The 23,525-nt window shown below is 68.0% G+C and carries 20 protein-coding genes; 14 read left to right on the top strand and 6 right to left on the bottom strand.

The genetic code is table 11. The annotated features are described in order from the left end of the window. Positions 1–89: 89 nt before the first annotated feature. The 7 genes from ACRSCF_RS22825 to ACRSCF_RS22795 all read left to right on the top strand — a co-directional run bounded on the left by ACRSCF_RS22825 (position 90) and on the right by ACRSCF_RS22795 (position 8,552). A complete protein-coding gene (locus tag ACRSCF_RS22825; protein WP_034366630.1) occupies positions 90–1,667 on the top strand; it encodes an ABC transporter ATP-binding protein in 1,578 nt (525 codons plus the stop codon). Then, the gene (locus tag ACRSCF_RS22820) at positions 1,654–2,760 is read left to right on the top strand and encodes an ABC transporter permease (RefSeq protein ID WP_034366628.1); all 1,107 of its coding nucleotides are present in this window, start codon (positions 1,654–1,656) and stop codon (positions 2,758–2,760) included. Before ACRSCF_RS22825 ends, ACRSCF_RS22820 begins: the two co-directional genes overlap by 14 nt. Further along, positions 2,760–3,680, top strand: a complete 921-nt coding sequence (locus tag ACRSCF_RS22815; protein WP_244386659.1) for an ABC transporter permease — start codon at positions 2,760–2,762, stop codon at positions 3,678–3,680. The genes ACRSCF_RS22820 and ACRSCF_RS22815 overlap by 1 nt, the downstream gene beginning before the upstream one ends. 48 nt (positions 3,681–3,728) lie before the next feature. After that, positions 3,729–4,901, top strand: a complete 1,173-nt coding sequence (locus tag ACRSCF_RS22810; protein ID WP_016449763.1) for a BMP family ABC transporter substrate-binding protein — start codon at positions 3,729–3,731, stop codon at positions 4,899–4,901. Between the two features lie 250 nt (positions 4,902–5,151). Next, positions 5,152–6,309, top strand: coding sequence for a BMP family ABC transporter substrate-binding protein (locus ACRSCF_RS22805; RefSeq protein ID WP_016449762.1), 1,158 nt, complete (start codon positions 5,152–5,154; stop codon positions 6,307–6,309). Between the two features lie 195 nt (positions 6,310–6,504). Next, entirely contained in the window at positions 6,505–7,503 is a 999-nt protein-coding gene (locus ACRSCF_RS22800; RefSeq protein WP_034366625.1) for an aromatic ring-hydroxylating oxygenase subunit alpha, read from the top strand. After that, positions 7,503–8,552 carry an adenosine deaminase gene (locus ACRSCF_RS22795; RefSeq protein ID WP_034366623.1) on the top strand — a complete coding sequence of 350 codons (1,050 nt, stop codon included), beginning with the start codon at positions 7,503–7,505 and terminating at the stop codon, positions 8,550–8,552. The genes ACRSCF_RS22800 and ACRSCF_RS22795 overlap by 1 nt, the downstream gene beginning before the upstream one ends. A gap of 6 nt (positions 8,553–8,558) precedes the next feature. Here the strand turns inward: ACRSCF_RS22795 and ACRSCF_RS22790 are convergent, their stop codons facing one another. After that, a complete protein-coding gene (locus ACRSCF_RS22790) occupies positions 8,559–8,999 on the bottom strand; it encodes an HIT family protein (protein ID WP_034366620.1) in 441 nt (146 codons plus the stop codon). A gap of 194 nt (positions 9,000–9,193) precedes the next feature. Here ACRSCF_RS22790 and ACRSCF_RS22785 point away from each other — a divergent pair, with 194 nt between their 5' ends. The 3 genes from ACRSCF_RS22785 (at position 9,194) to dcd (ending at position 12,346) form a co-directional block, all read left to right on the top strand. Then, positions 9,194–10,300, top strand: coding sequence for a BMP family ABC transporter substrate-binding protein (locus ACRSCF_RS22785; protein ID WP_432675090.1), 1,107 nt, complete (start codon positions 9,194–9,196; stop codon positions 10,298–10,300). Positions 10,301–10,412: 112 nt separating this feature from the next. Then, positions 10,413–11,705 carry a guanine deaminase gene (guaD, locus tag ACRSCF_RS22780; protein WP_013803687.1) on the top strand — a complete coding sequence of 431 codons (1,293 nt, stop codon included), beginning with the start codon at positions 10,413–10,415 and terminating at the stop codon, positions 11,703–11,705. 68 nt (positions 11,706–11,773) lie between these two features. Continuing rightward, positions 11,774–12,346 (top strand): dCTP deaminase, encoded by a 573-nt coding sequence (dcd, locus tag ACRSCF_RS22775; protein ID WP_013803686.1) that lies wholly within the window; start codon positions 11,774–11,776, stop codon positions 12,344–12,346. A gap of 221 nt (positions 12,347–12,567) precedes the next feature. Here the strand turns inward: dcd and nadB are convergent, their stop codons facing one another. The 4 genes from nadB to ACRSCF_RS22755 form a co-directional block, all read right to left on the bottom strand. Continuing rightward, positions 12,568–14,070 carry an L-aspartate oxidase gene (gene nadB / locus ACRSCF_RS22770; RefSeq protein ID WP_244386655.1) on the bottom strand — a complete coding sequence of 501 codons (1,503 nt, stop codon included), beginning with the start codon at positions 14,068–14,070 and terminating at the stop codon, positions 12,568–12,570. A 10-nt stretch (positions 14,071–14,080) separates the two neighbouring features. Further along, a complete protein-coding gene (nadA, locus tag ACRSCF_RS22765) occupies positions 14,081–15,214 on the bottom strand; it encodes a quinolinate synthase NadA (RefSeq protein WP_017405637.1) in 1,134 nt (377 codons plus the stop codon). A 144-nt stretch (positions 15,215–15,358) separates the two neighbouring features. Continuing rightward, positions 15,359–17,110 (bottom strand): sensor domain-containing diguanylate cyclase, encoded by a 1,752-nt coding sequence (locus ACRSCF_RS22760; protein WP_034365321.1) that lies wholly within the window; start codon positions 17,108–17,110, stop codon positions 15,359–15,361. Positions 17,111–17,125: 15 nt separating this feature from the next. Next, positions 17,126–18,073, bottom strand: a complete 948-nt coding sequence (locus ACRSCF_RS22755) for a delta(1)-pyrroline-2-carboxylate reductase family protein (RefSeq protein WP_016449010.1) — start codon at positions 18,071–18,073, stop codon at positions 17,126–17,128. Positions 18,074–18,174: 101 nt separating this feature from the next. Between ACRSCF_RS22755 and ACRSCF_RS22750 the strand changes: the two genes are divergently transcribed. From ACRSCF_RS22750 to ACRSCF_RS22740, 3 genes are all read left to right on the top strand, one after another. Beyond that, positions 18,175–18,531 carry a hypothetical protein gene (locus ACRSCF_RS22750; RefSeq protein ID WP_227472599.1) on the top strand — a complete coding sequence of 119 codons (357 nt, stop codon included), beginning with the start codon at positions 18,175–18,177 and terminating at the stop codon, positions 18,529–18,531. 108 nt (positions 18,532–18,639) lie between these two features. Beyond that, complete coding sequence (gene ypfJ / locus ACRSCF_RS22745; RefSeq protein WP_016449008.1) at positions 18,640–19,521, top strand: KPN_02809 family neutral zinc metallopeptidase; 882 nt, start codon at positions 18,640–18,642, stop codon at positions 19,519–19,521. 185 nt (positions 19,522–19,706) lie between these two features. Then, on the top strand, positions 19,707–21,203 hold the full coding sequence (locus ACRSCF_RS22740; RefSeq protein WP_016449007.1) for a DEAD/DEAH box helicase: 1,497 nt from the start codon (positions 19,707–19,709) through the stop codon (positions 21,201–21,203). A gap of 78 nt (positions 21,204–21,281) precedes the next feature. Here ACRSCF_RS22740 and ACRSCF_RS22735 read toward each other — a convergent pair whose 3' ends face one another. Continuing rightward, on the bottom strand, positions 21,282–22,127 hold the full coding sequence (locus tag ACRSCF_RS22735) for a symmetrical bis(5'-nucleosyl)-tetraphosphatase (protein WP_016449006.1): 846 nt from the start codon (positions 22,125–22,127) through the stop codon (positions 21,282–21,284). 24 nt (positions 22,128–22,151) lie between these two features. On the opposite strand from ACRSCF_RS22735, the gene ACRSCF_RS22730 reads away from it, so the two are divergent. Further along, on the top strand, positions 22,152–23,465 hold the full coding sequence (locus ACRSCF_RS22730) for a hemolysin family protein (RefSeq protein ID WP_074921610.1): 1,314 nt from the start codon (positions 22,152–22,154) through the stop codon (positions 23,463–23,465). Positions 23,466–23,525 lie beyond the last annotated feature (60 nt).

The raw sequence follows: 23,525 nt of genomic DNA, 5'->3' as shown, positions 1-23,525 counted from the left end.
ACAAAGTGATGGCCGATATGAGGGCCGCCGAGGCGGTTTCAAGGACTTGTGTTCCAGTTTGTTGCAGAAATTGAAAGACAATCCCAGCCATGAATCCCCCCGATACAGTCCCCCTGCCAGCAGCAGCGCCGCCGCGGCTTCAGCTGACAGGCATCACCAAGCGCTATCCGGCGGTGGTGGCCAACAACGGCATCTCGCTGACCGTGGGCGCCGGCGAAGTGCATGCCATCCTGGGCGAGAACGGCGCCGGCAAGTCCACGCTGATGAAGATCATCTACGGCGCCGTCAAGCCCGACGAGGGCCGCATCGAGGTCGATGGCAAGCCGGTCCACATCCGCAACCCGCAGGAGGCGCGCCAGCTGGGCATCGCCATGGTGTTCCAGCATTTCAGCCTGTTCGACACGCTGTCCGTGGCCGAGAACGTCTGGCTGGGCCTGGACAAAAGCCTGCCGCTGGCCGAGGTGGTGCAGCGCATCGAGTCCACGGCGCATGACTACGGGCTGGAGGTCGATCCCCACCGCCCCGTGCACACGCTGAGCGTGGGCGAGATGCAGCGCGTGGAAATCATCCGCGCCCTGCTCACGCACCCGCGCGTGCTCATTCTTGACGAGCCCACCTCGGTGCTCACGCCGCAGGCGGTGGAGAAGCTCTTCGTCGTGCTGCGCCGCCTGGCGTCCGAGGGCTGCTCCATCCTCTACATCAGCCACAAGCTGCACGAGATCCGTTCGCTGTGCACGGCCTGTACCGTGCTGCGTGGCGGGCAGGTGACCGGCGTGTGCAACCCGGCCGTGGAGAGCAATGCCTCGCTGTCGCGGCTGATGATCGGCTCGGAGCCGCCCGAGCTCACGCACCGCGAATCCCAGGTCGGCGCCAGCGTGCTGCGCGTGCAGGGCCTGGCGCTGCCGCGCTCGGAGCCCTTCGGCGTGGACCTGCAGGGCATCCAGCTCGATGTGCGCGCGGGCGAAGTCGTGGGCATCGCCGGTGTCTCGGGCAATGGCCAGAAGGAATTGCTGTATGCGCTGTCCGGCGAGGACACGCGCGCAGCGCCCGAAATGGTGCAGATTGCCGGCCGGGAGGCGGGGCGCCTGGGCCCGGGCCGGCGCCGTGCGCTGGGCCTGCACTTCGTGCCGGAGGAGCGTCTTGGCCGCGGCGCCGTGCCCAGCATGGGCCTGGCGCACAACCTGCTGCTCACGCGCAAGACCGCGCTGGGCAAAGGCGGCTGGATTCGCATGGGCCAGCTGCAGGAGCAGGCGCGCGCCATCATTGCGCGCTTCAACGTCAAGGCCGGCGGCCCCAACGCGGCGGCGCAGTCGCTGTCGGGCGGCAACCTGCAGAAATTCATCGTGGGCCGCGAGATCGATGCCAGGCCCGCGCTGCTCATCATCTCCCAGCCCACCTGGGGGGTGGACGTGGGGGCGGCCGCGCAGATACGCGGCGCCATCCTGCAATTGCGCGACGAGGGCTGCGCCGTGCTGGTGCTCAGCGAGGAGTTGGACGAATTGTTCGAGATATGTGACCGCCTGCATGTGGTGGCCAAGGGCCGGCTGTCGCCCTCGGTGGCGCGGGCCGATGCCACCGTGCAGCAGATCGGCGAGTGGATGAGCGGCCTGTGGGACGGCGCTGCCGCCCAGAATGCCACCAAGGGAGGCGCCCATGTTCAAGCTTGAGCAACGCCCCCAGGCCTCGAAGCTGTGGACCTACGGTTCGCCCGTGCTGGCGCTGGCCATCACGGTGCTGATCGGCGTGTGCCTGTTCGTGATGCTGGGCAAGGACCCGGTGCGCGGCCTGCAGGCCTTCTTCTGGGACCCTGTCAAGTCCACCTATGCGCTGGGCGAGCTGGCCGTCAAGGCCACGCCGCTGCTGCTGATCGCGCTGGGCCTGGCCGTGTGCTTTCGCTCCAATGTGTGGAACATCGGTGCCGAAGGCCAGTTCGTGATCGGCGCCGTGGCCGCAGGCGGCGTGGCGCTGCTGGCGGACAAGACCACGGGGCCCTGGATCGTGCCCGCCATCCTGGTGGCCGGCATGCTGGGCGGCATGGTCTGGGCCGGCATCGTGGCCCTGCTGCGCGACCGCTTCAATGCCAATGAAATCCTGGTCAGCCTGATGCTGGTCTACGTGGCCACCCTGGTGCTGGGCTTTCTGGTCTACGGGCCGTGGAAGGACCCCATGGGCTACAACTTCCCGCAGACCAAGACCTTCGAGCGCGTCACGCAGATCCCCAAGCTGATGCAGGGCATGCGCACCAATATCGGCCTGCTGCTGGCGCTGGCCGCGGCGGCCATGCTGTGGATCTTCCTGTTCCGCACCCGCGCCGGCTTTGCGCTGCAGGTCGGTGGGCTGGCTCCGGCCGCCGCACGCTACGCGGGCTTTTCCTCGCGCCGTGCGCTGTGGACGGCGCTGCTGATCTCGGGCGCCGCCGCCGGCCTGGCCGGTGCGCTGGAAGTGGCCGGCCCGCTGGGCCAGCTCACGCCCTATGTCCCGGCCGGCTACGGCTTCGCCGCCATCATCGTGGCCTTCGTCGGCCGCCTGCATCCCGTGGGCATGATCTTTTCCGCGATTCTCATGAGCATGTTCTATATCGGGGGCGAACTCGCCCAGTCGCGCCTGGGCCTGCCCAAGGCGCTGACCGGCGTGTTCCAGGGCCTGCTGCTGTTCACGCTGCTGGCCTGCGACACGCTGGTGGCCTACCGCGTGCGCTGGATGTCCCGCACGCCCGTGGTCCCGCCCGCAGCGGCGCCTGCCGTCAAGGAGGCCCGCTGATGGAATCCTATGCACTGCTGCTGGGCTCCACGCTCAGCGCCGGCACCGTGCTGGCGCTGGCCGCGCTGGGCCTGCTGATCAATGAAAAGGCCGGCATCGTCAACCTGGGTGCCGAGGGCATGATGCTGTGCGCCGCCATCGCGGGCTTTGCCGCCGTGGTCCACACGGGCAGCACCACCGTGGGCTTTCTGGCCGGCATGGGTGCGGGCGCGCTGCTGGCCACCATCTTCGGCGTGCTGGTGATCTGGCTGAACACCAACCAGTACGCGACGGGGCTGGCCCTGTCGCTGTTCGGCACGGGCTTCTCGGCCTTCCTGGGCCTGGGCTATGTGCAGGCACGCCTGCCCGAGCTGCCCAAGTTCGCCGTGCCCTGGCTGTCCGACCTGCCCGTGGTGGGCACGGCGCTGTTTCGCCTGCATCCGCTGGTCTATGGCGCGGTGGCCATTGCGGCGGCCCTGGTCTGGTTCCTCTACCGCACCCGGGCCGGCCTGGTGCTGCGCGCCGTGGGCGAGTCGCCCCAGTCGGCCCACGCGCTGGGCTATCCGGTGCGCCGCATCCGCCTGGCGGCCGTGGTCTTCGGCGGTGCCATGTGCGGTCTGGCCGGTGCCTACATCTCCACCGTCTACACGCCGCTGTGGGTGGAAGGCATGGTGTCGGGCCGGGGCTGGATCGCGCTGGCGCTGACCACCTTCGCCACCTGGCGCCCTGCGCGCGTGCTGCTGGGCGCCTACCTGTTCGGCGGCGTGACCATGCTGCAGTTCCATTTGCAGGCCACGGGCGTGCAGGTGGCCAGCCAGCTGCTGTCCATGCTGCCCTACCTGGCGACCATCGTCGTGCTGGTGCTGATCTCGCGCAATCCGGCCTGGATCCGTGCCAACATGCCGGCCTCGCTGGGCAAGCCCTTCTACCCGGGCTCATGACGCTTTCATTGTTTCTCTCTCCCTCCAGAACCACAAAAGGACAAACGCATGCCCGCTTTGCGCGAACGCACCCTGAAACCTGGCCTCAAAAGCACGCTTGTGAAGATGATCGGCCTGTCGGCCATCTCGGTGGCGGCCCTGACCGCCTGCGGCAAGAAGGAAGAGGCCGCAGCGCCGGCTCCCGCTGCCGCGCCCGCAGCGCAGGCGCCGGCCGAGAAGCTCAAGATCGGCTTCATGTACGTCAGCCCCATCGGCGACGGCGGCTGGACCTTCCAGCATGAGCTGGGTCGCAAGGCCATCCAGGAGAAGTTCGGCGACAAGGTGGAAACCTCCTTCGTCGAAAGCGTGCCCGAGAGCGCCGATGCCGAGCGCGTGATGCGCGACATGGCCGGCCAGGGCAACAAGCTGATCTTCGCGACCAGCTTCGGCTACCAGGAGTTCGTGCAGAAGGTGGCGGCCGACCTCAAGGACGTGAAGTTCGAGCACGCCACCGGCTACAAGAATGCCGACAACGTGGCCACCTACGACACCAAGACCTTCGAGGGCGCCTACCTGGCCGGCATCGTGGCCGGCGGCATGACCAAGACCAAGACCATCGGCGTCGTGGCCTCGGTGCCTATCCCTGAAGTGGTGCGCAACATCAACAGCTTCGTGCTGGGTGCGCAAAGCGTCGATCCCTCGATCAAGGCCAAGGTGGTCTGGGTGAACGAGTGGTTCGCCCCGCCCAAGGAGTCCGAGGCCGCCACCTCGCTGATCAACGGCGGCGTGGACGTGCTCTACCAGAACACCAACTCCCCGGCCGTGCTCAAGACGGCCGAGGAACGCGGTGCGCGCGCCTTCGGCAAGGACGGCGACATGAGCGCCTTCGCGCCCAAGGCCCACCTGGGCTCGGCCGTGATCGACTGGACGCCTTACTACAGCAAGGTCACCCAGGACACGCTGGACGGCAAGTGGCAGGGCGGCTCCTTCTGGTGGGGCGTGAAGGAAGGCGCCATCGACCTCGTGAAGATCGCCGACGACGTGCCCCAGGACATCAAGGACAAGGTCGCCAAGGCACGCGACGGCTTGAAGGACGGCAGCTTCGCCGTCTGGACCGGCCCCATCAAGGACAACGCGGGCAAGGAAGTGCTGACGGCAGGCCAGGTCGGCGACCTGGGCTTCATGACCAGCATCAACTTCTTCGTCAACGGCGTCGAAGGCAAGGTGCCGGGCGCCAAGTGATCCGGCGGCAGTCCATGCACCAAGGGCCCTTCGGGGCCCTTTTTTCTGCCGCGATCCGCCAGACGGGTCCGCCCTATGCACCACGATTGTGCAAAGCCCCCAAAATGTGGTTTTCCCGCATGCCTGGTGGCTCTGGCGCAGCCGGCTGGCGCCATTCTTGCTTTATTCTCGGGACCCATCGCGGCGGGTCTGCGCCCCTGCGGACACCGCCTTCTTCCTGCCTGCCGCAGGACCACTTGAGGAAACTTCGATGACTGATCTTCACAAACGCTCCCTGATCAAGGTGGCAGCGCTGTCGGCCGTGGCCGCCGCCGCGCTGGCCGGCTGTGGCAAGAAGGAGGAGGCCGCGCCTGCGCCCGCTCCCGTTGCCGAGGCCCCTGCTGCCGCTGCAACCGAGCCTTTGAAGATCGCCTTCGCCTACGTGGGCCCCGTCGGTGACGGCGGCTACACCTTTGCCCACGACCAGGGCCGCCTGGCGCTGGAGAAGGAATTCGGCGACAAGATCAAGACCTCCTACGTCGAGAGCGTGCCCGAGGGCGCCGACGCCGAGCGCGTGCTGCGCGACATGGCCGCCAACGGCAACAAGCTGGTCTTCGGCACCACCTTCGGCTACATGGAGCCCATCCAGAAGATCGCTCCCGACTTCCCCGATGTGAAGTTCGAGCACGCCACCGGCTACAAGACCGCCGCCAACGTCAGCACCTACGACAGCCGCACCTACGAAGGCGCTTATCTGGCCGGCATCATCGCGGGCTCCATGACCAAGTCCAACGTGCTGGGCGTGGTCGGCTCCGTGCCGATTCCCGAAGTGCTGCGCAACATCAACAGCTTCACGCTGGGCGCGCAGTCCATGAACCCCAAGATCAAGACCAAGGTGGTCTGGGTCAACGAGTGGTTCGCCCCCCCGAAGGAAACCGAGGCTGCGACTTCGCTGATCAACGGCGGCGCCGACATCCTGTTCCAGAACACCGACTCCGCCGCCGTGCTCAAGACGGCCGAGGAAAAGGGCAAGCGCGCCTTCGGCTGGGACTCCGACATGACGGCCTACGGCCCCAAGGCCCACCTGGGCTCGGCCATCATCAACTGGACTCCCTACTACACCAAGACCGTGCGCGAGATGCTGGACGGCAAGTGGAGCAGCCAGCAGACCTGGTGGGGCGTGAAGGAAGGCGCGATCGACATCGTCTCGCTGGCCGACGACGTGCCCGCCGAGGCCAAGGCCCGGATCGAAGAGGTCAAGAAGGGCCTGAAGGACGGCACCTTCCACATCTGGAAGGGCCCGATCACAGGCCAGGACGGCAAGGAACTGCTGGCCGCCGACGCCGTGGCCGAGGACAAGTTCCTCACGGGCATCAACTTCTACGTCAAGGGCGTGGAAGGCAAGGTGCCGGGCCAGGACAGCAAGTAAGCAAGACGCCAGGCCGCCCGGCGCAGGCCGGGCTGCCCGTTGCCGCCAGGGCCGCCTTCGGGCGGCCTTGGCGTTCATGCGCCGCACAGGTGTACCTGTACCGTACCTGTGCTGCGCATCGAGTGGGTTTATGCTCGCTCCCAGCCGCGGCCTGCCCGCCGCCGCGGCACAGACAGACAGCAAGAGATTCCCCCCATGATCGAAAACTCCCTCTGGCATCCCGTGGCCCAGGCCCACGAAGTTGTCGATGCGCCGCTGGGCGTGCAACTGCTGGACCAGCCCCTGGTGCTGTGGCGCGATCCGCAAGGCCTGGTCCGCGTCTTCGTGGACCGCTGCCCGCACCGTGGCGCACGCCTGTCCATGGGCCGTGTCGAGAACGGCCACCTTGAATGCCCCTACCACGGCTGGCAGTTCGCCGACAGCGGCCAGTGCGTCAAGGTGCCGGCCCTGCCCAGCTTCACGCCCCCGCCCTCGCAATGCGTGAAGGCCTTCGAGGCACAGGAAGCCTACGGCCTGGTCTGGGTGCGGCTGGCCACGGGCGAGGAGCTCTCGGCTGTTCCGGCCCTGGCGGCCCTTCCTGCCTTTGAAGCCGAGGCGGACGCGCACCTGCGCAAGCTCAACTGCGGCCCCTACGACGTGGCCGCCAGCGCGCCGCGCATCATCGAGAACTTCCTGGACATGTCGCACTTCGGCTTTGTCCACGAAGGCTGGCTGGGCAGCCGCGATGCCACGGCCATCGAAGCCTATGCCGTGGAGACCACGGCCACGGGCGTGCTGGCCACGGGCTGCAAGGCCGTGCAGCCACAGTCCAACCTGCACTCCACCAGCGCGGCCGAGGTCGAGTACACCTACGAAGTCACGGCGCCCTATGCCGCCGTGCTGACCAAGCTGCCCGAGTCCGGCACCACCCGGGCCGGCTGGCGCGAGTCCATCGCCCTGTTCATCTGCCCCGTCACGCCCGAGACCAGCCGCGTCTGGTTCCGGCTGGCCGTGGCAGACTTCGATTCGCCCGACGCCCAGCTGCAGGAATTCCAGCACACCATCTTCTGCCAGGACCAGCCCGTGCTGGAGTCGCAGCAGCCCAAGTGCCTGCCGCTGGACCCGCGCGCCGAAATGCACTCTGCGGCCGACCGCATGTCGTCCGCCTACCGCCGCTACCTCCGGGCCAGCGGCATCACCTTCGGAGTCTGCTGATGCACACCGTACCCGCCGTGGATGCCGCGCATCTGCCCCAGTTGCTCAAGGCCATGCCCAAGGCCGAGCTGCACATGCACATCGAAGGCTCGCTGGAGCCCGAACTGATCTTCGCCCTGGCCCAGCGCAACGGCGTGAAGCTGCCCTACGCCAGCGTGGAAGACCTGCGCCGCGCCTATGCCTTCACCGACCTGCAGAGCTTTCTGGACATCTACTACGCCGGCGCCAGCGTGCTGCTGTACGAGCAGGATTTCTACGACATGGGCCGCGCCTACCTGACGCGCGCCGCGCAGGACAATGTGGTCCATGCCGAGATCTTCTTCGACCCCCAGACCCACACCCAGCGCGGCGTGGGCATGGAGACCGTGATCAACGGCCTGTACCGCGCCTGCCGCGATGCGGAGATAGAGCAGGGCATCTCGTCGGCGCTGATCCTGAGCTTTCTGCGCCACCTCAGCGAAGAGGACGCCTTCGCCACGCTTGAGGCCGCGCTGCCGCTGCGCGACCGCTTCATCGGCGTGGGGCTGGACAGCAGCGAGGTCGGCAACCCGCCCGAGAAGTTCGCCCGCGTGTTCGCCCGCTGCCGCGAGCTGGGCCTGCACCTGGTCGCGCATGCGGGCGAGGAGGGGCCTCCCGCCTATATCTGGGGCGCGCTGGACGTGCTGCATTCCGAGCGCATAGACCATGGCGTGCAGGCCGCGCGCGACGAGGCCCTGATGCAGCGCCTGGTGCGCGACGGCGTGCCGCTGACCGTGTGCCCGCTGTCCAATCTCAAGCTGTGCGTGGTGTCCGACCTGGCCCAGCACAACCTGCCCCAGCTCTTGGAGGCGGGGCTCAAGGTCACGGTCAATTCCGATGATCCGGCCTACTTCGGCGGCTATGTGAACGAGAACTACCTGCAGCTGTTCGCCGCCACCGGCATGAACTCGCAGCAGGCCTGGCAGCTGGCGGTCAACAGCTTTGACGCCAGCTTCGTCACGCCCCAGCAGCGCGCCCACTGGATGCGCCAGCTGGAGGCCGTGTTCGCCCGCTACGCAGCCCTGGCCTGAGCTCGTTCAGGCCAGCGCCTGCCTGAGGCGCTCGGCATGCTCCTGCAGCGCCTGCATGCCGGGCTCCTTGCGCGGCCAGCCCAGGCCCACGCCGTCGCCCTCGTGGCGCGGCAGCACATGCAGGTGGAAGTGGAAGACGGTCTGCCCGCCCGCCGCGCCGTTGGCCTGGAACAGGCTGATGCCTTCGGGGTCGAACGCCGCCTGCACGGCCTGCGCCACGCGCTGGGCCGTGCGCATCACGGCGCCGGCCTCGTCGGGCGTGAGGTCCAGCAGGGTCACGGCATGGCGCTTGCTGGCCACCAGCACATGGCCGGGGTTGACCTGGCCGATGTCCATGAAGGCGATGGTCTGCTCGTCCTCGAACACCTTGGCGGACGGAATCTCGCCCGCCACGAGGCGGCAAAAAAGGCACTGCCCCGGGGGCGAGGTATCGACGAACATCGGCATGGTCCTGTACTCCTTGGTGGTTGCTTGGGGTTGGAATTTGCCGACGATCTTAGTAGACGGTATCTGCCGCCCCTTATGGAGGCCATAAGCGCAGGCCCAGGCAGCCCCCGGGGCCGCTGCCTATAATCGCGCCCCGCACCGGCCGCTGCCCACGGCAGGTGCGTTTTCATTTCCGGGCCATGTAGAGGAACACCATGTACAAAAACCTCGCAGCCGCAGTCGCGGCCGCAAGTCTTGTATCCACGGCCTTGTCCCAAGGCCATCCCGCCCCTTCATCCCTCGCAGGTTCCACGCCCCTCAAGGCGGCCTTCGTCTATCTGACGCCCGTGCTCGACGCCGGCTGGACGCGCCAGCACGACGAGGGCCGGCGCGCATTGCAGGCGGCCCTGGGCCCGCGCGTGCAGACCCGCGCCGTGGACAGCGTGCCCGAGGGCCCCGACGCCGAGCGCGTGCTGCGCGACCTGGCCGCCAGCGGCAACCAACTGATCTTCACCACCAGCTTCGGCTACACCGAGTCCGTGATGCGCGTGGCGCGCGACTTCCCGCAGGTGAAGTTCGAGTCGGTCACGGGCTTCAAGCGCGCCGACAACGTGGCCACCTCGAATGCGCGCTACTACGAGGGCCGCTATCTGTCGGGCATTGCCGCAGGCCGTGCCAGCAAGACGGGCGTTGCCGGCTTCGTGGTCGGCTTTCCGATTCCCGAGGTGCTGCAGGGCATCAACGCCTTCACGCTGGGCATGCGCTCGGTCAATCCCAAGGCCACGGTCAAGGTGGTCTGGCTGGATACCTGGTTCGACCCGCCGCGCGAGCGCGATGCGGCCATGGCGCTGTTCAACGGCGGCGTGGACGTGGTGTCCTTCCAGGTCGCATCCACCGCCGTGATGCAGGCCGCCCAGGAGCGCGGCCGCATGGCGATTGCCTACCACTCCGACATGCGCAAGGACGGGCCCGACGCCCAGTTGCTGGCCGTCACCCACCAGTGGGGCGACTACTACACGGCGCGCGCCCGCGCCGTGCTGGGCGGCAGCTGGAAGAGCCAGGACACCTGGGGCGGCGTGCGCGAGGGCATGATCCGCGTGGAGGGCTTCGGCCCCAGGCTGCCGCCCGCCGTGCGCGAGGAAGTGCTGCAGCGCCAAAAGGACATGGCCCAGGGCCGCCTGCAGCCCTTCAAGGCCGGCGACCAGCCGGTGCGCGACAACCAGGGCCAGGTGCGCATTCCTGCCGGCAAGCAGCTGGACGATGCACAGATCCTGCAGATGAACTGGCTGGTGGAAGGCGTGCAGGCCACGCTGCCCAAGTGATGCGGCCTGCGGGGCGTCCGGTCCTGGCGTAAACCCTAGGATGGCGCCTGCCGATGGCGCCTATAGCGCTGCGGATATGGCATCTGCCTGTCCGCCCGCTAAGCTTGGCGGCATGCAAATCTACCGTTCCTCATTGCTGCGTTTTGCCGACGATGGCCAGGCGCTCTACGACGAAGACGGCCTGCTGGCCGTCGCCCCGGATGACAGGGGGCAGCAGCGCGTCGTCGCCGCCGGCAGCTGGCAGGCGCTGCAGGCGCAGTTCACCGGACAGCCGGGCGCCGAAGTCACCCATCTGCCGGGCCGCATCCTGGCGCCAGGCTTCATCGACCTGCACATCCACTATCCGCAGACCGATGTGATCGGCGCGCCCGCCGCCGGCCTGCTGCCCTGGCTGGAGAAATACACCTTTCCGCACGAGTCTGCCTTTTGCGAACGCGCCCATGCCGACAGCGTGGCCGAGTTCTTCCTGGACGAGCTGCAGCGCAACGGCGTGACCACGGCGCTGGCCTTTGCCACCTCGCACCCGGGTTCGGTCGATGCGCTCATGGGCGCGTCGCAGGCGCGCGGCATGCGCATGATCACGGGCAAGGTCCTGCAGGACCGCCACAGCCCCGACGGCGTGCGCGACCAGACCGAGCAAAGCCTGATCGACACCGAAACCCTGATCCAGCGCTGGCATGGCGTGGACCGCCTGGGCTACGCGATCACGCCGCGCTTTGCGCCCACCAGCACGCATGAGCAGCTGCGCGGCGCGGGCGAGCTGGCCGCACGCTACGCCGATGTCTGGATCCAGTCGCACGTGGCCGAGAACCTGGACGAAGTGCGCTGGGTGGCCGAGCTCTTTCCGAAGGCCCGCAGCTACCTGTCGGTCTACGACGACTTCGGCCTGATGCGCGAGCGCGCCGTCTACGCGCACTGCATCCACCTGGACGATGAAGACCGCGCACTGATGCGTGAACGCAGCACCGCCGCCGCCGTCAGCCCCACCAGCAACCTGTTCCTGGGCAGCGGCTTCTTCGACTTTGCGCGGGCCGATGCCGCGCAGTTCCTCTACGGCCTGGCCAGCGACGTGGGCGGCGGCATGAGCTTCAGCCCCTTCCGCACCATGCAGGCCGCCTATGTGGCGGGCCGCGAGGGCCAGACCAAGCAGGGCCTGAGCCTGTCGCCCGGCAACCTGTGGTGGCAGCACACGGCGGGCGCGGCGCGCGCCCTGGGCCTGGCGGGGCAGGTGGGCAACCTGCAGCCGGGCTGCGAGGCCGACTTCGTGGTCATCAACCCGGCCTGCACGCCGCTGCTCGAGCGCAAGACCCGCCAGGCCGAGAGCCTGGACGAGCTGCTGTTCGCCATGATCATCCTGGGTGATGACCGCCTGATAGAGCGCACCGTCGTTTCTCAAGCAAAATAGCGCCTTTGCGCCAGTGCCCGGCCGGGTGCTGGCGCCTGACAAGTGCAGCTAGGGAACGAGGAATTGCCATGAGCATCAAGAGCGACAAGTGGATCCGTCGCATGGCCGAGGATCACGGCATGATCGAGCCTTTCGAGCCGGCCCAGGTTCGCAACGTCGATGGCCGCAAGATCATCAGCTACGGCACCAGCAGCTATGGCTACGACATCCGCTGTGCACCCGAATTCAAGGTGTTCACCAACATCCACAGCACCGTGGTGGACCCCAAGAACTTCGATGAGAAAAGCTTCGTCGATTTCGAGGGTGACAGCTGCATCATCCCGCCCAACAGCTTCGCGCTGGCGCGCACGGTCGAGTACTTCCGCATCCCGCGCAACGTGCTGACCATCTGCCTGGGCAAGAGCACCTACGCGCGCTGCGGCATCATCGTCAACGTCACCCCCTTCGAGCCCGAATGGGAAGGCTATGTGACGCTGGAGTTCTCCAACACCACGCCGCTGCCCGCCCGCATCTATGCTGGCGAGGGCTGTGCCCAGGTGCTGTTCTTCGAGAGCGATCCCGACGATGTCTGCGAGGTCAGCTACCGGGACCGTGGCGGCAAGTACCAGGGGCAGGTGGGCGTGACGCTTCCCAAGGCCTGACGGCTTTGGCCCGGCAGACAAGGCCCGCAGCGAAAGCTGCGGGCCTTTTTCATCGCCGGGCCGCCCCAAGATGAAAAGCGGCCCCCTTGGGGGGCAGCGGACCTTGCGCAGCAAGGGGAGCGTGGGGGTCATTCTTCATCGCCGGGCCGCCCCAAGATGAAAAGCGGCCCCCTTGGGGGGCAGCGGCCCTTGCGCAGCAAGGGTAGCGTGGGGGTCATTCTTCATTCCACCAGCGCCGGGGCGGTGTCGATGCGCGAATGCGCACCGCAGCTCTCGCGCCGTGCGGCGGCAGCCGTGGCCATGAGCCAGCAGACATCGAGCTGGTTGCGCAGCGCATGGCCTGCGGCAGGTGCCAGTCTTTCACGCCATGCCGCAATGCGCTGCACGGCCTGCGCCAGGCCCTGGTCGCTGCGCTGTATGCCCACGCAGTCCTGCATGAGCTGGCGCAACTCCTGCGCGACGGCTGCCGTGTCCTGCTCCTGGGCGCCGGCCTGCAGGGTTTCGGTCGGCCGGGCCGGCGCAGGGGCGGCAGCCGGTTGCTGCGCGATGGCCCGGGCGGCCGCGCGCCCCATCACCACGCATTCGAGCAGCGAATTGCTGGCCAGCCGGTTGGCGCCGTGCAGGCCGGTGCGCGCCACCTCGCCAATGGTGTGCAGGCCATCGACATCCGTGCGCCCGTCGATGCCGGCCAGCACGCCGCCGCAGGCGTAGTGGGCGCAGGGTGCCACGGGAATCGGCTGCGTGGCAATGTCGATGCCATGGCTGGCGCACAGGGCCATCACACCGGGGAAATGCGACTGCAGCCAGGCACGTGGCCGGTGGGTGATGTCCAGGTGCACGAAGGCCAGGCCATGGCGGTCCATCTCGTGCCGGATGGCCCGGGCCACGATGTCGCGCGGCGCCAGTTCAGCCCGCTCGTCATGGGCAGGCATGAAGCGCGTGCCGTCCGGCAGGCGCAGCAGGGCGCCTTCTCCGCGCAATGCCTCGGAGACCAGGCCGGCCGCACGGCCGCCCACCTGCAGGGCCGTGGGATGGAACTGCATGAACTCCAGGTCGCCCACGCGGCAGCCCGCGCGCCAGGCCATGGCCACGCCGTCGCCCGTGGCGGTGGCCGGGTTGGTGGTGGCGGGATAGACCTGCCCCAGCCCGCCCGTGGCCAGCACGGTATGCGCGGCATGCCAGCGCTGCAGGCGGCCATCGGGCAGGCGCACCAGCGCGCCTGTGCAGTGCGCAGGCTGTCCTTCGGTCAGCAGGTCCAGCGCGCTGGTGTGCTCATGCAAATCGATGTTCGCGCGCTCCCGGCAGGCTCGCAGCAGGGCGGCGTGCACGGCCTGGCCGGTGCAGTCTGCGGCATGCACGATGCGGCGGCGGCCGTGGCCGCCCTCGCGCGTGAGGTGCAAGCCACCGCTGTCGTCACGCGTGAAAGGCACGCCGTGGGCCACCAGCCAATCGATGGCGTCGGGCGCCTGCTCAAGGATGGCGCGCACGGCCTGTGCATCGCACTGGCCTGCGCCCGCGACCAGGGTGTCTGCCACGTGGTCGTCGATGCTGTCCTGTGCATCCAGCACGGCGGCAATGCCGCCCTGGGCCCAGGCGCTGGCACATTCCTCGGCCGCGCCCTTGCTGAGCAGGGCCACGCGCAGATGCGGCGGCAGCGACAGGGCGGCGGCCATGCCGGCCAGGCCGGCGCCGATGATGAGTACGTCTGTGCAAGGCTGTGTCATGGCGCTGTCCTCAGGCGGGACCGAAGTGCTGGAAGAGCGCCGCATCGCGCGCAAGGTCGCCGCTGGCGCGCACGGGCTGGCGGTGGCCGGCCGCGAAAGCCAGCATGCGTTCGATGGGCCGGCGCGCGGCCTGGGCGATGGCGGGATCCACCTCGATGGCGCACAGGCCCTGCTCCAGGGCCAGCTCCACGCCCTGCAGGCTGTTCATCGCCATCCACGGGCACATGGCGCAGCTCTTGCAGGTGGCGCCCTGGCCGGCCGTGGGCGCGGGCAGGAAGGTCTTGCCCGGGTAGCGCATGCGCATGTCGTGCAGGATGCCCTGGTCGGTGGCGACGATGAAGGTGTCGGTGGGCAGCCGGCCAGCCGCGTTGATGAGCTGGGTGGTGGAGCCCACCACGTCCGCCTGGGCGGCCACGGCGGCCGGCGACTCGGGATGCACGAGGATGGCGGCCTGCGGATACTCCAGTGCCATGGCGGCCAGTTCGTCGGCCTTGAACTCGTCATGGACCAGGCAGGAGCCATGCCACAGCAGCATGTCGGCGCCGGTCTGGCGCTGGATGTGGGCGCCCAGGTGGCGGTCGGGAGCCCAGAGGATTTTCTCGCCGCAGGCGTGCAGGTGGGCCACGATGTCCTGTCCCACCGACGATGTGACCACCCAGTCGGCGCGCGCCTTCACCGCCGCGCTGGTATTGGCGTAGACCACGACCGTGCGGTCCGGGTGGGCGTCGCAAAAGGCGCTGAACTCGTCTGCCGGGCAGCCCAGGTCCAGCGAGCAGCTGGCGTCGTCGTCTGGCATGAGCACGCGCTTTTCCGGGCTGAGGATCTTGGCGGTCTCTCCCATGAAGCGCACGCCGGCCACGACCAGGGTGCTGGCCTGGTGCTGGGCGCCGAAGCGCGCCATCTCCAGCGAATCGCCCACGCAGCCGCCGGTCTCGCGCGCCAGGTCCTGCAGTTCGCCATCCACGTAGTAGTGGGCCACGAGCACGGCATCGCGCTCGTGCAGCAGGGCGCGTATGCGCTCGGTGGTCCGAAGGCGCTGGGCGCGGTCCAGTTCAGGGGGAATGCGGGCCCATGCCTCGCCGATGCCGCACTGGCCGGCGTGGGAGAAATGGGGCTTGTCGTACTGCACGGATTTGAGCTGCATGGTGGCCGTCCGGGACTGTGGAAAAGGTCTGGTGATGGCTGCGAATAATATGCTCAATTTGAGTATTAGTGTGATGTTTTTTCCCGCACTGGTGTTTTGCGGCAGGCGGCAAGCCGAGGGGGCAGAAAGCGGCGCGGGGCCGTCTCAGCGCTGAAGCTGCACGTTGTTGCGGCCTGCGCCCTTGGCCTCGTACAGCGCTTCGTCGCCACGGCGCAGCATGGCGGCGGCCGTGTCCGTGGTGCCGCGCAGCGTGGCCACGCCCACGCTGGCGGTGACGGGCTCGCCGTGGGCCATGGGCGTGGAGGCCAGCAGTTCGCGCAGTTGCTCTGCAATGGCCACGGCCGCGTCGGCCGTGGTGTCGGGCAGCAGGGCCAGGAATTCCTCGCCCCCCATGCGGGCCAGCACGTCGGACTCGCGCAGCCGCATGCGGAAGGCGCGCGCCAGGGTGCGCAGCACGGCGTCGCCCATGTCATGGCCATGCTGGTCGTTGATGCGCTTGAAGTGGTCCACGTCGATGACGAGCACGCTCAAGGGGCGGCCGCTGCGGCGCGCCAGCGCCATGGCGAAGTCCAGCTGGAAATCGAAGCCCCGGCGGTTGAGCAGGCCCGTGAGCGGATCGCTGCGCGCCTGGTGCTCCAGCTCGGCATTGGCCTGCTGCAGCTGCAGGGTGCGCTCGCGCACCTGGCGCTCCATGGCCTCGTTGGCCGAGCGCAGCTGGGCAATGCTGCCGCGCAGCGCCTGCGAGAGGCGGTGCACTTCGCGGCTGCTGTGCAGCTGCGGAATGTCCGGCGCCGCGCCGCTGCCATCGATGCCGTTGGCCGCGCGGGCCAGGCGCTTGAGGTCCTGGCTGAGCCTTCGTGCCACCAGCCAGGCGATGACGGCGGCCACCAGCGCCGCCGCCAGGCCGCCGGCCAGCACCTGGTGCATGGCCTGGCGCGCGGGCGCATAGGCGCTGTCGTGCGGCTGGCGGGCCACGATGTGCCAGCCCATGGCCGTCACCCGGTTGTGGGCCTGCAGCGGCACGGTGGCCGTCAGAAAGCTCTGCGGGCTGTCCTGCCAGCGCGCCACCTGCACGGGCAGCAGCGTGGCATCGGACGTATCGGCAGACACGGTATGGGCCACCGGCAGGCGCTGGTCCAGCGCCTGCAGCGGCTCCAGGCTGTCGCCCGGGGCGTGGATGATCTTGCCGTGGCGGTCAAAGATGAAGAGGCCGATCTGGCGATCCCCGCTGTCGGCCTGCTGCAAGGTCTGCATGGTCTCTCGCACCCATTCCCAGCTGCTGTGTATGCACAGCACGCCCTGCGTGAGTCCGCCCACGCGGATGGGCGCTGCAAAGTCCATGAACCGGCGCGGCGCGCCGTCGGCCGGGGGCGCAAGCAGCGCGGCCATGCGCGGCGAGGAGGCACGCACGTCGCCCACATGCACGCGCTGCAGCCCCGGCTCGAACCAGGGCCGGTCGCTGACATCGTGGCCCACCAGCAACTGGTCGGTGGCGCTGCGTACCGTGCCCTCGGCGTCAGCCACGCCTATCCAGAGGTTGGACGGCGTCAGCGAACGGGCGCGGTTGAGCAGCGCTCCCACGCCCGGGGAATCCAGCCCTTGCACCCACAGCTCCGGCGAAGCGGCCAGCACCTCCACGGTATGGGCACGGCTGAACAGCCCTTCAGACAACTGCCGCGCCGCGTTGGAGGCCATGGCATGCAGCGAGGCGCTGACCTCGCGCTCCATGCGCCAGCGCAGCAGTTCGCCGAAGGCCAGTGACATCAGCACCGTCACGCCCACCAGCAGCGAGCCGAAGACCAGGGCCAGTTGCGTGCGCAGGCCCAGGCGCTGCCAGCGGCCGGGCTCGGTGCTTGGGGGCGGGGCGGGGGAATCCGGGGGAGAAAGCTCGTTCAACGCAGAAATCCGTCGTCAACTGTTCTGAAGCGCAGCCCGGCGCATTGCCAGGCGGGTGGCCGCAAGGTCCCAGCCCCCCCATCCGCAGGATTTGAACAGCACCGGCACCTGCGGGCGCAGCCATTGCTCGCGCACCACCTGCTCCAGCGTGGGCAGGGCGGCCACGTCCATGCCCGCCTGCAGCAGATCACCGGCTTCGTGCAGCGCATCTGCGGTATCGACGACGACGCGGCCCGCCTGCGCAAGGTCCAGGCACAGGCTGGGCGCCAGCTCCACCATCTGCGGCGTGAAGGCGCCCACGGCCGATACAAAGGCATCGGCGCGCGGGGCTGCATGCAGCACCACGGCGCGGGCCGGCGTGCAGGTCACGATCAGCGGGCAATGGCGCGCGGCGGCCTCCAGATCCTGCACGGCACTGGCCTGCAGGCCCATGGCATGCGCCTGGCTGACCAGTGACTGGGCGCTTTCGGCGCTGCGCGATGCCACCTGGACCTCGCGCACGCCCAGGCCTGCTGCAAAGGCCTGCATATGGGCCAGGCCCTGCACGCCGGCGCCCACGATCAGCAGCGGGCCCTGCGGATTGGGAGCCAGCCTTTGCGCGGCCAGCAGCGATACGGCGGCCGTGCGCCGCGCCGTGACCGTGGGGCCGTCCAGGATCAGGCGGCGCTCGCCCGTGGCCACATCGAAGACCACCACATCGCCCTGGATGGTGGCGCGCGGCGTGCCGGCATTGCCGGGCGTGAGGCTGATCAGCTTGGTCATGGCCACCTGCCCATCGGTGGCGGGCATGCAAAACAGGCTGCCTCCTGCGGGCAGCGGCATCACGATGCGCGGCGGCACCTGCACTGCCCGGGGCTGCAGTAGTACAGCCGCGATCTCTTCGGCCAGCTCCTTCCAGGGCAGCAGGGCGGCCGTGGCCTGCGCGTCTAGGGCGGCGGAGGAGTGCGTGCTGGAATGGCTCATGGCCGCGACTGTACACAGTAGGCGCGCGCAGGCCAATGCGCGATGTGTCCGGTGGTGCACCCAGGCCCGCGCGGGCATGCGCAGGCACTACGATGTCGCCTATGTCACAAAAGCCTTCTTATCCGCGCGAGGAGCCCAGCTGGGACGGTTCGGCGCGGCCCGAAGCTCCCCGCAAGGAATCGGCCCCGCGCTACGAGCAGCAGCGGCGCGGGCCCGCGCCCGAACCGTGGCAGCGCGAGGAGCCTCCCAGCGAACAGGCACCTGCGCCCCGCAGGCCCGGCGAGCCTGCACGCGAGCGGCGCAGGCGCGGCGGATGGGGGCTGGGCCTGGCGGTCGTCGTCGGCCTGTGCATCGTCGCCGCGCTGCTGGCCGGCATGGTGCTGGTGGCGCGCGAGCAGGTACTGCGCAGCCAGGCGCCGCCCGTCACTGCCCCCATGGCGGTGCAGCCCGTGCGCTGATACACGCCGTATCATTGCCGGGACTGCGGACGCTGCGGCCCCGCAGGTTCCGACGTAATATCGCCGCCCGATGCTGCAGGCCGCAGCACAGATCCAGGAGCGAACACCATGAGATGGGAAGGCAACCGCGAGTCGGACAATGTGGAGGACCGCCGTGATGACGGTGGTGGTGGCGGTGGTGGTCCCGTCTTTGGCGGGCGCAGCATCGGCATCGGCACCATCGTCATCGCCCTGGTCGGTGGCTGGGTGCTGGGCATCAATCCGCTGACCATCCTGGGGGCGCTCAGCGGCGGCGCGCCGGTGCAGGTGCAGCAGCCCCAGGGGCCGGCCCACAAGCCGCCGGCCGACGACCAGCTCGCCCGCTTCGTCTCCACCGTGCTGGCCGATACCGAGGATGTGTGGCGCGAGGTGTTCCGCCAGGGCGGAGCCCAATATGCCGATCCCAAGCTCGTGCTGTTCCGCGGCGCCACGCCCACGGCCTGCGGCACGGGCCAGTCCGCCATGGGGCCGTTCTACTGCCCTGCCGACCAGAAGGTCTATATCGACCTGGGCTTCTACGAGACGCTCAAGAACCAGCTGGGCGCGCCCGGCGATTTCGCCCAGGCCTATGTGATTGCCCATGAGGTGGGCCACCACGTGCAGAACCTGCTGGGCATCAGCGCTCAGGTGGACCGTGCGCGGGGCCGCGTCAGCAAGGTCGAATACAACCATCTGTCGGTCAAGCTGGAGCTGCAGGCCGATTGCCTGGCCGGCGTCTGGGCGAACCGCGCGCAAAGCGCACGCCAGATCCTGGAGCAGGGCGATGTGGAGTCGGCCATGAATGCCGCTTCCAAGATCGGCGACGACGCCCTGCAGCGCGCCGGTGGCGGCGCCGTCGTGCCCGACAGCTTCACGCATGGCACCAGTGCCCAGCGCCAGCGCTGGTTCAGCACCGGTCTGCGCACCGGCAGCGTCAAGTCCTGCGACACTTTCTCGGCCGCTTCGCTTTGAAAAATGACCCCCGAGGGGCGCTGTCCCGTCTCGAGGCGGTGTCCCGGCGATGAAAAAATGCCCGCATAGCGGGCCCTCGTACCGGGTTTTTGCGGGTTGCGCTCACGCAACGCCATGCTTGTCCAGGTGCCAATTGGCGTTATTGCAACGCACAAATCGCGCTAGGTGCGACAATAGCGTCCTCAATGACAAGCTCTTTCTCCAATCTCCAACTGGCCGAGTCCCTGGCGCGCGCCGTGGCCGACATGGGCTACGAGTCCATGACGCCCATCCAGGCGCAGGCCATTCCGGTTGTTCTGACCGGCAAGGATGTCATGGGCGCAGCCCAGACCGGCACGGGCAAGACGGCAGCGTTCTCGCTGCCGTTGCTGCAGCGGCTGATGCGCCACGAAAATGCCTCCGCTTCGCCTGCACGGCACCCCGTGCGGGCGTTGGTGCTTTTGCCCACGCGCGAACTGGCGGACCAGGTGGCTCAGCAGATCGCCCAGTACGCCAAGTACACCAAGCTGCGCAGCACCGTGGTGTTCGGCGGCATGGACATGAAACCGCAGACGCTGGAACTGAAAAAGGGCGTCGAGGTGCTGGTGGCCACGCCGGGCCGGCTGCTTGACCATATCGAAGCCAAGAACGTGGTGCTCAACCAGGTCGAGTACGTGGTGCTCGACGAGGCGGACCGCATGCTGGACATCGGCTTCCTGCCCGACCTGCAGCGCATCCTGTCCCATCTGCCCAAGACACGCACCACCTTGCTGTTCAGCGCCACCTTCTCGCCCGAGATCAAGCGCCTGGCCGGCAGCTACCTGCAAGACCCCGTCACCATCGAAGTGGCCCGTCCCAACGAGACGGCGTCCACGGTGGAGCAGCGCTTCTACAGCGTCAGCGACGACGACAAGCGCTATGCGCTGCGTTCGCTGCTCAAGCAGCGCGAGATCCGCCAGGCCTTCGTCTTTTCCAACAGCAAGCTGGGCTGCGCCCGCCTGACGCGTGCCCTGGAGCGTGATGGCCTGCGCGCAACGGCGCTGCACGGCGACAAGAGCCAGGACGAGCGCCTGAAGGCGCTTGAAGCCTTCAAGCGCGGCGAGGTCGATCTGCTGGTGTGTACCGATGTCGCGGCCCGCGGCCTGGACATCAAGGACGTGCCGGCCGTCTTCAACTACGACGTGCCCTTCAACGCCGAAGACTATGTGCACCGCATCGGCCGCACGGGCCGCGCAGGCGCCTCCGGCATTGCCGTGACCCTGGTGACCAGCCACGATGCGCGCCTGGTGGGCGAGATCGAGAAGCTCATCAAGAAGAAGATCAACGTCGAAACCTGCCCCATGGAAGATTTCCGCGGCAGCGCACCGCGTGGTCACCGTTTCGACGAGCTGCCGCGCCAAGGCGCTGGCGGCGGGTACGGTCGTGAACGGGATCGCGGCGGCGAGCGTGGCGATCGCGGTGCCGATGCCGCACGCGGCAGCACGGGCTTCGGCCATCGCGGCTCGCGCATGGCCCAGCGCCCGGCGCATTCCGACCCCTTCTTCGACAAGCCCTATGAGCCTTCGGCCAGCGCCGACGCCAACTGGGAAAGCCAGCGCGCTGCGCCCAAGGCCGGCGGCAACATCAAGCCCAAGCGCAAGCTGGCGGCGCTGTTCAAGGCACCGGTCGCGCCCGCCGCGCCCGTCGCCACCTCCGAGGTCTGAGCGCCGCACACGCGGCCTGCTTCCCGAATAACGCCTGCCTTGCAGGCGTTTTTTCATGGGTGCACGGGCTGCTCCCGATCAGCCTGGGGCCTGGGCCTGCGGGCAATCCACCTGGATCAGCTCCCTGTCCGCCAGATGGTCGCCGAAGCGCATCATGCTCAGGCAGCCACCCCAGACGCAGCCCGTGTCCAGCGCCACCAGATCGGGCCGGTTGATATGGCCCAGCGTGGACCAGTGGCCAAAGGCAATGGGCACGCCCGCCGTGGCGCGGCCCGGCACATCGAACCAGGGCATGAGTCCTGGCGCTGCCTGCTCTGCCGACTCCGTGCTGTCGAAATCCATGACCCCCTGAGCGCTGCAAAAACGCAGCCGGGTCAGCGCGTTGACGATGACACGCAGCCGTTCCCAGCCCTGCAGATCCGGCGACCAGCGATCGGGCTGGTTGCCGTACATGGCTTGCAGGAAATCCGGCAATTGCGCGCTGCGAAGTACCGTGTGCACCTCGCCTGCAAGGTCCATCACTTCCTGGGCGGTCCACTGCGGCAGCACGCCTGCGTGGACCATCAGCAGCTCATCGCCATGCACCGTGCGGTGGCTGCGCGCCAGCGGCTGCTGTCGCAGCCAGTCCAGCAGCTGGTCACGATCGGGCGCTTGCAGCACCTGGGCCAAGGTGTCGCGGCGGCTGTTGCGGCGCACGCCGTGGGCGGCGGCCAGCAGGTGCAGGTCATGGTTGCCCAGCAGGGCGCGCATGGAGTCGCCGGCGGCCATGCAGGTGCGCAGTACCTTGTCCGATGCCGGGCCGCGATTCACCAGGTCGCCGAGGATGTACAAGGTATCGCGGCTGGCGGAGAAATCCACGCGTTGCAGCAGGCGCTCAAAGGCGTCGTGGCATCCCTGGATATCACCGATACAGTAAAGTGCCATGGTCTTCTTTCTGATATACGAACCATGGATTTTCTGCTGATCGCGTTGCTTACGCTGCTCAATGGGGTGTTTGCAATGTCCGAATTGGCACTGGCCTCCAGCCGTAAGGCTCGGTTGGTGGCACTGGCTGAAACAGGCGACAAGGGGGCGGTGGCGGCACTGGCCTTGCTCGACAACCCCACGCAATTTCTTTCTTCGGTGCAGGTGGGCATCACCTCCATCGGCCTGCTCAACGGTATCCTGGGTGAGGCGGCCTTCAGCGACGGACTGGCCGCATGGCTGCTGGGCCTGGGCGTTCCAGAGCGCGCAGCCAGCATTTCGGCAACGGCAGTCGTCGTGACCGTGATCACCTTCGTCACCATCGTTTTCGGCGAGCTGGTGCCCAAGCGCATCGGCCAGCTCTATCCCGAAACCGTGGCCATCGTGGTCTCGCGGCCCATGACGTGGGTGGCGTCGGCAGCCAAGCCTTTTGTGCGGCTGCTGGCCTTCTCCACCCGCGCCATGCTGACCTTGCTGCGCATCAATGAATCGGCGGCACGCTCCGTGACCGAGGAGGAGATCGCGGCCAGCCTTGCCGAGGGCCGCGATGCCGGCGTCATCGAGGCCAGCGAACACCAGATGGTGCAGAACGTCTTCCATCTCGATGACCGCTCGCTGACGTCGATCATGGTGCCGCGCGGCGATGTGCAATGGCTGGATGCCGACATGACCGTCACCGAGGCATTGCAGGCCTCGGCCGATGACCACGCAAAGGGCGGCCATTCCTGGTATCCGGTGTGCCGCAATTCCCTTGATGACGTGGTCGGCATCATCAGCGTGGCGCGCCTGCTGGCATTGGGTCCCGATGCGGCGGGCTCCACGCTCTACGAGCATGTACTGCCGGCCTCGTTCCTGCCCGAGACGCTCAGCGCCATGGAACTGCTGGAGCAATTGCGTGCCCGATCCGGGCGCATGGTGTTCGTGGTGGATGAATATGGCGTGGTGCAGGGCATCATGACGCCGCGCGATTTGCTGGAGGCGATTACCGGCGAGTTACAGCCTGTGACCGAAACGGAAGCATGGGCCATGCAGCGTGGGGATGGCTCCTGGTTATTGGACGGACTGATGCCCATATCGGAGCTGAAGGCGCGCCTCGATATTCGTGACCTGCCCGATGAGCACCGTGGCCGATACAACACCGTTGCCGGCCTTCTCATGGCGGAAAGCGGTCATTTGCCGGTTCTGGGAGAGCGGATCAGCTGCGCGGGCTGGATCTTCGAGGTGATTGATCTCGATGGCAAACGCATTGACAAGGTGCTTGCCATTTCGGAATTATCCGAAGGCCCCTCGCTGCAATAGGCAACTGCGATATTGTGGATTTTGCTTACATGCGTCTTGCCCTGTAGGGCGATTATGTTT

Origin of the sequence: Delftia sp. 11MD (genome assembly GCF_050907895.1) — a bacterium.
Lineage (GTDB): Bacteria > Pseudomonadota > Gammaproteobacteria > Burkholderiales > Burkholderiaceae_C > Comamonas > Comamonas tsuruhatensis.
The sequence above is the reverse complement of the archived record's forward strand: the minus strand, read 5'-3'. Positions and strand labels throughout refer to the sequence as shown.

What these genes read in the sequence shown, in the direction of transcription:
- ACRSCF_RS22820 (WP_034366628.1), top strand. Translation starts at nt 1,654, where the DNA reads ATGTTCAAGCTTGAGCAACGCCCCCAGGCCTCGAAGCTGTGGACCTAC.
- ACRSCF_RS22755 (WP_016449010.1), bottom strand. Translation starts at nt 18,073, where the DNA reads ATGAGCCATTCCAGCACGCACTCCTCCGCCGCCCTAGACGCGCAGGCC.
- nadA (WP_017405637.1), bottom strand. Translation starts at nt 15,214, where the DNA reads ATGCAGCTCAAATCCGTGCAGTACGACAAGCCCCATTTCTCCCACGCC.
- ACRSCF_RS22735 (WP_016449006.1), bottom strand. Translation starts at nt 22,127, where the DNA reads ATGGCACTTTACTGTATCGGTGATATCCAGGGATGCCACGACGCCTTT.
- guaD (WP_013803687.1), top strand. Translation starts at nt 10,413, where the DNA reads ATGCAAATCTACCGTTCCTCATTGCTGCGTTTTGCCGACGATGGCCAG.
- ACRSCF_RS22730 (WP_074921610.1), top strand. Translation starts at nt 22,152, where the DNA reads ATGGATTTTCTGCTGATCGCGTTGCTTACGCTGCTCAATGGGGTGTTT.
- ACRSCF_RS22795 (WP_034366623.1), top strand. Translation starts at nt 7,503, where the DNA reads ATGCACACCGTACCCGCCGTGGATGCCGCGCATCTGCCCCAGTTGCTC.
- ACRSCF_RS22790 (WP_034366620.1), bottom strand. Translation starts at nt 8,999, where the DNA reads ATGCCGATGTTCGTCGATACCTCGCCCCCGGGGCAGTGCCTTTTTTGC.
- ACRSCF_RS22750 (WP_227472599.1), top strand. Translation starts at nt 18,175, where the DNA reads ATGTCACAAAAGCCTTCTTATCCGCGCGAGGAGCCCAGCTGGGACGGT.
- ACRSCF_RS22810 (WP_016449763.1), top strand. Translation starts at nt 3,729, where the DNA reads ATGCCCGCTTTGCGCGAACGCACCCTGAAACCTGGCCTCAAAAGCACG.
- ypfJ (WP_016449008.1), top strand. Translation starts at nt 18,640, where the DNA reads ATGAGATGGGAAGGCAACCGCGAGTCGGACAATGTGGAGGACCGCCGT.
- ACRSCF_RS22800 (WP_034366625.1), top strand. Translation starts at nt 6,505, where the DNA reads ATGATCGAAAACTCCCTCTGGCATCCCGTGGCCCAGGCCCACGAAGTT.
- ACRSCF_RS22815 (WP_244386659.1), top strand. Translation starts at nt 2,760, where the DNA reads ATGGAATCCTATGCACTGCTGCTGGGCTCCACGCTCAGCGCCGGCACC.
- ACRSCF_RS22805 (WP_016449762.1), top strand. Translation starts at nt 5,152, where the DNA reads ATGACTGATCTTCACAAACGCTCCCTGATCAAGGTGGCAGCGCTGTCG.
- ACRSCF_RS22740 (WP_016449007.1), top strand. Translation starts at nt 19,707, where the DNA reads ATGACAAGCTCTTTCTCCAATCTCCAACTGGCCGAGTCCCTGGCGCGC.
- dcd (WP_013803686.1), top strand. Translation starts at nt 11,774, where the DNA reads ATGAGCATCAAGAGCGACAAGTGGATCCGTCGCATGGCCGAGGATCAC.
- ACRSCF_RS22785 (WP_432675090.1), top strand. Translation starts at nt 9,194, where the DNA reads ATGTACAAAAACCTCGCAGCCGCAGTCGCGGCCGCAAGTCTTGTATCC.
- nadB (WP_244386655.1), bottom strand. Translation starts at nt 14,070, where the DNA reads ATGACACAGCCTTGCACAGACGTACTCATCATCGGCGCCGGCCTGGCC.
- ACRSCF_RS22825 (WP_034366630.1), top strand. Translation starts at nt 90, where the DNA reads ATGAATCCCCCCGATACAGTCCCCCTGCCAGCAGCAGCGCCGCCGCGG.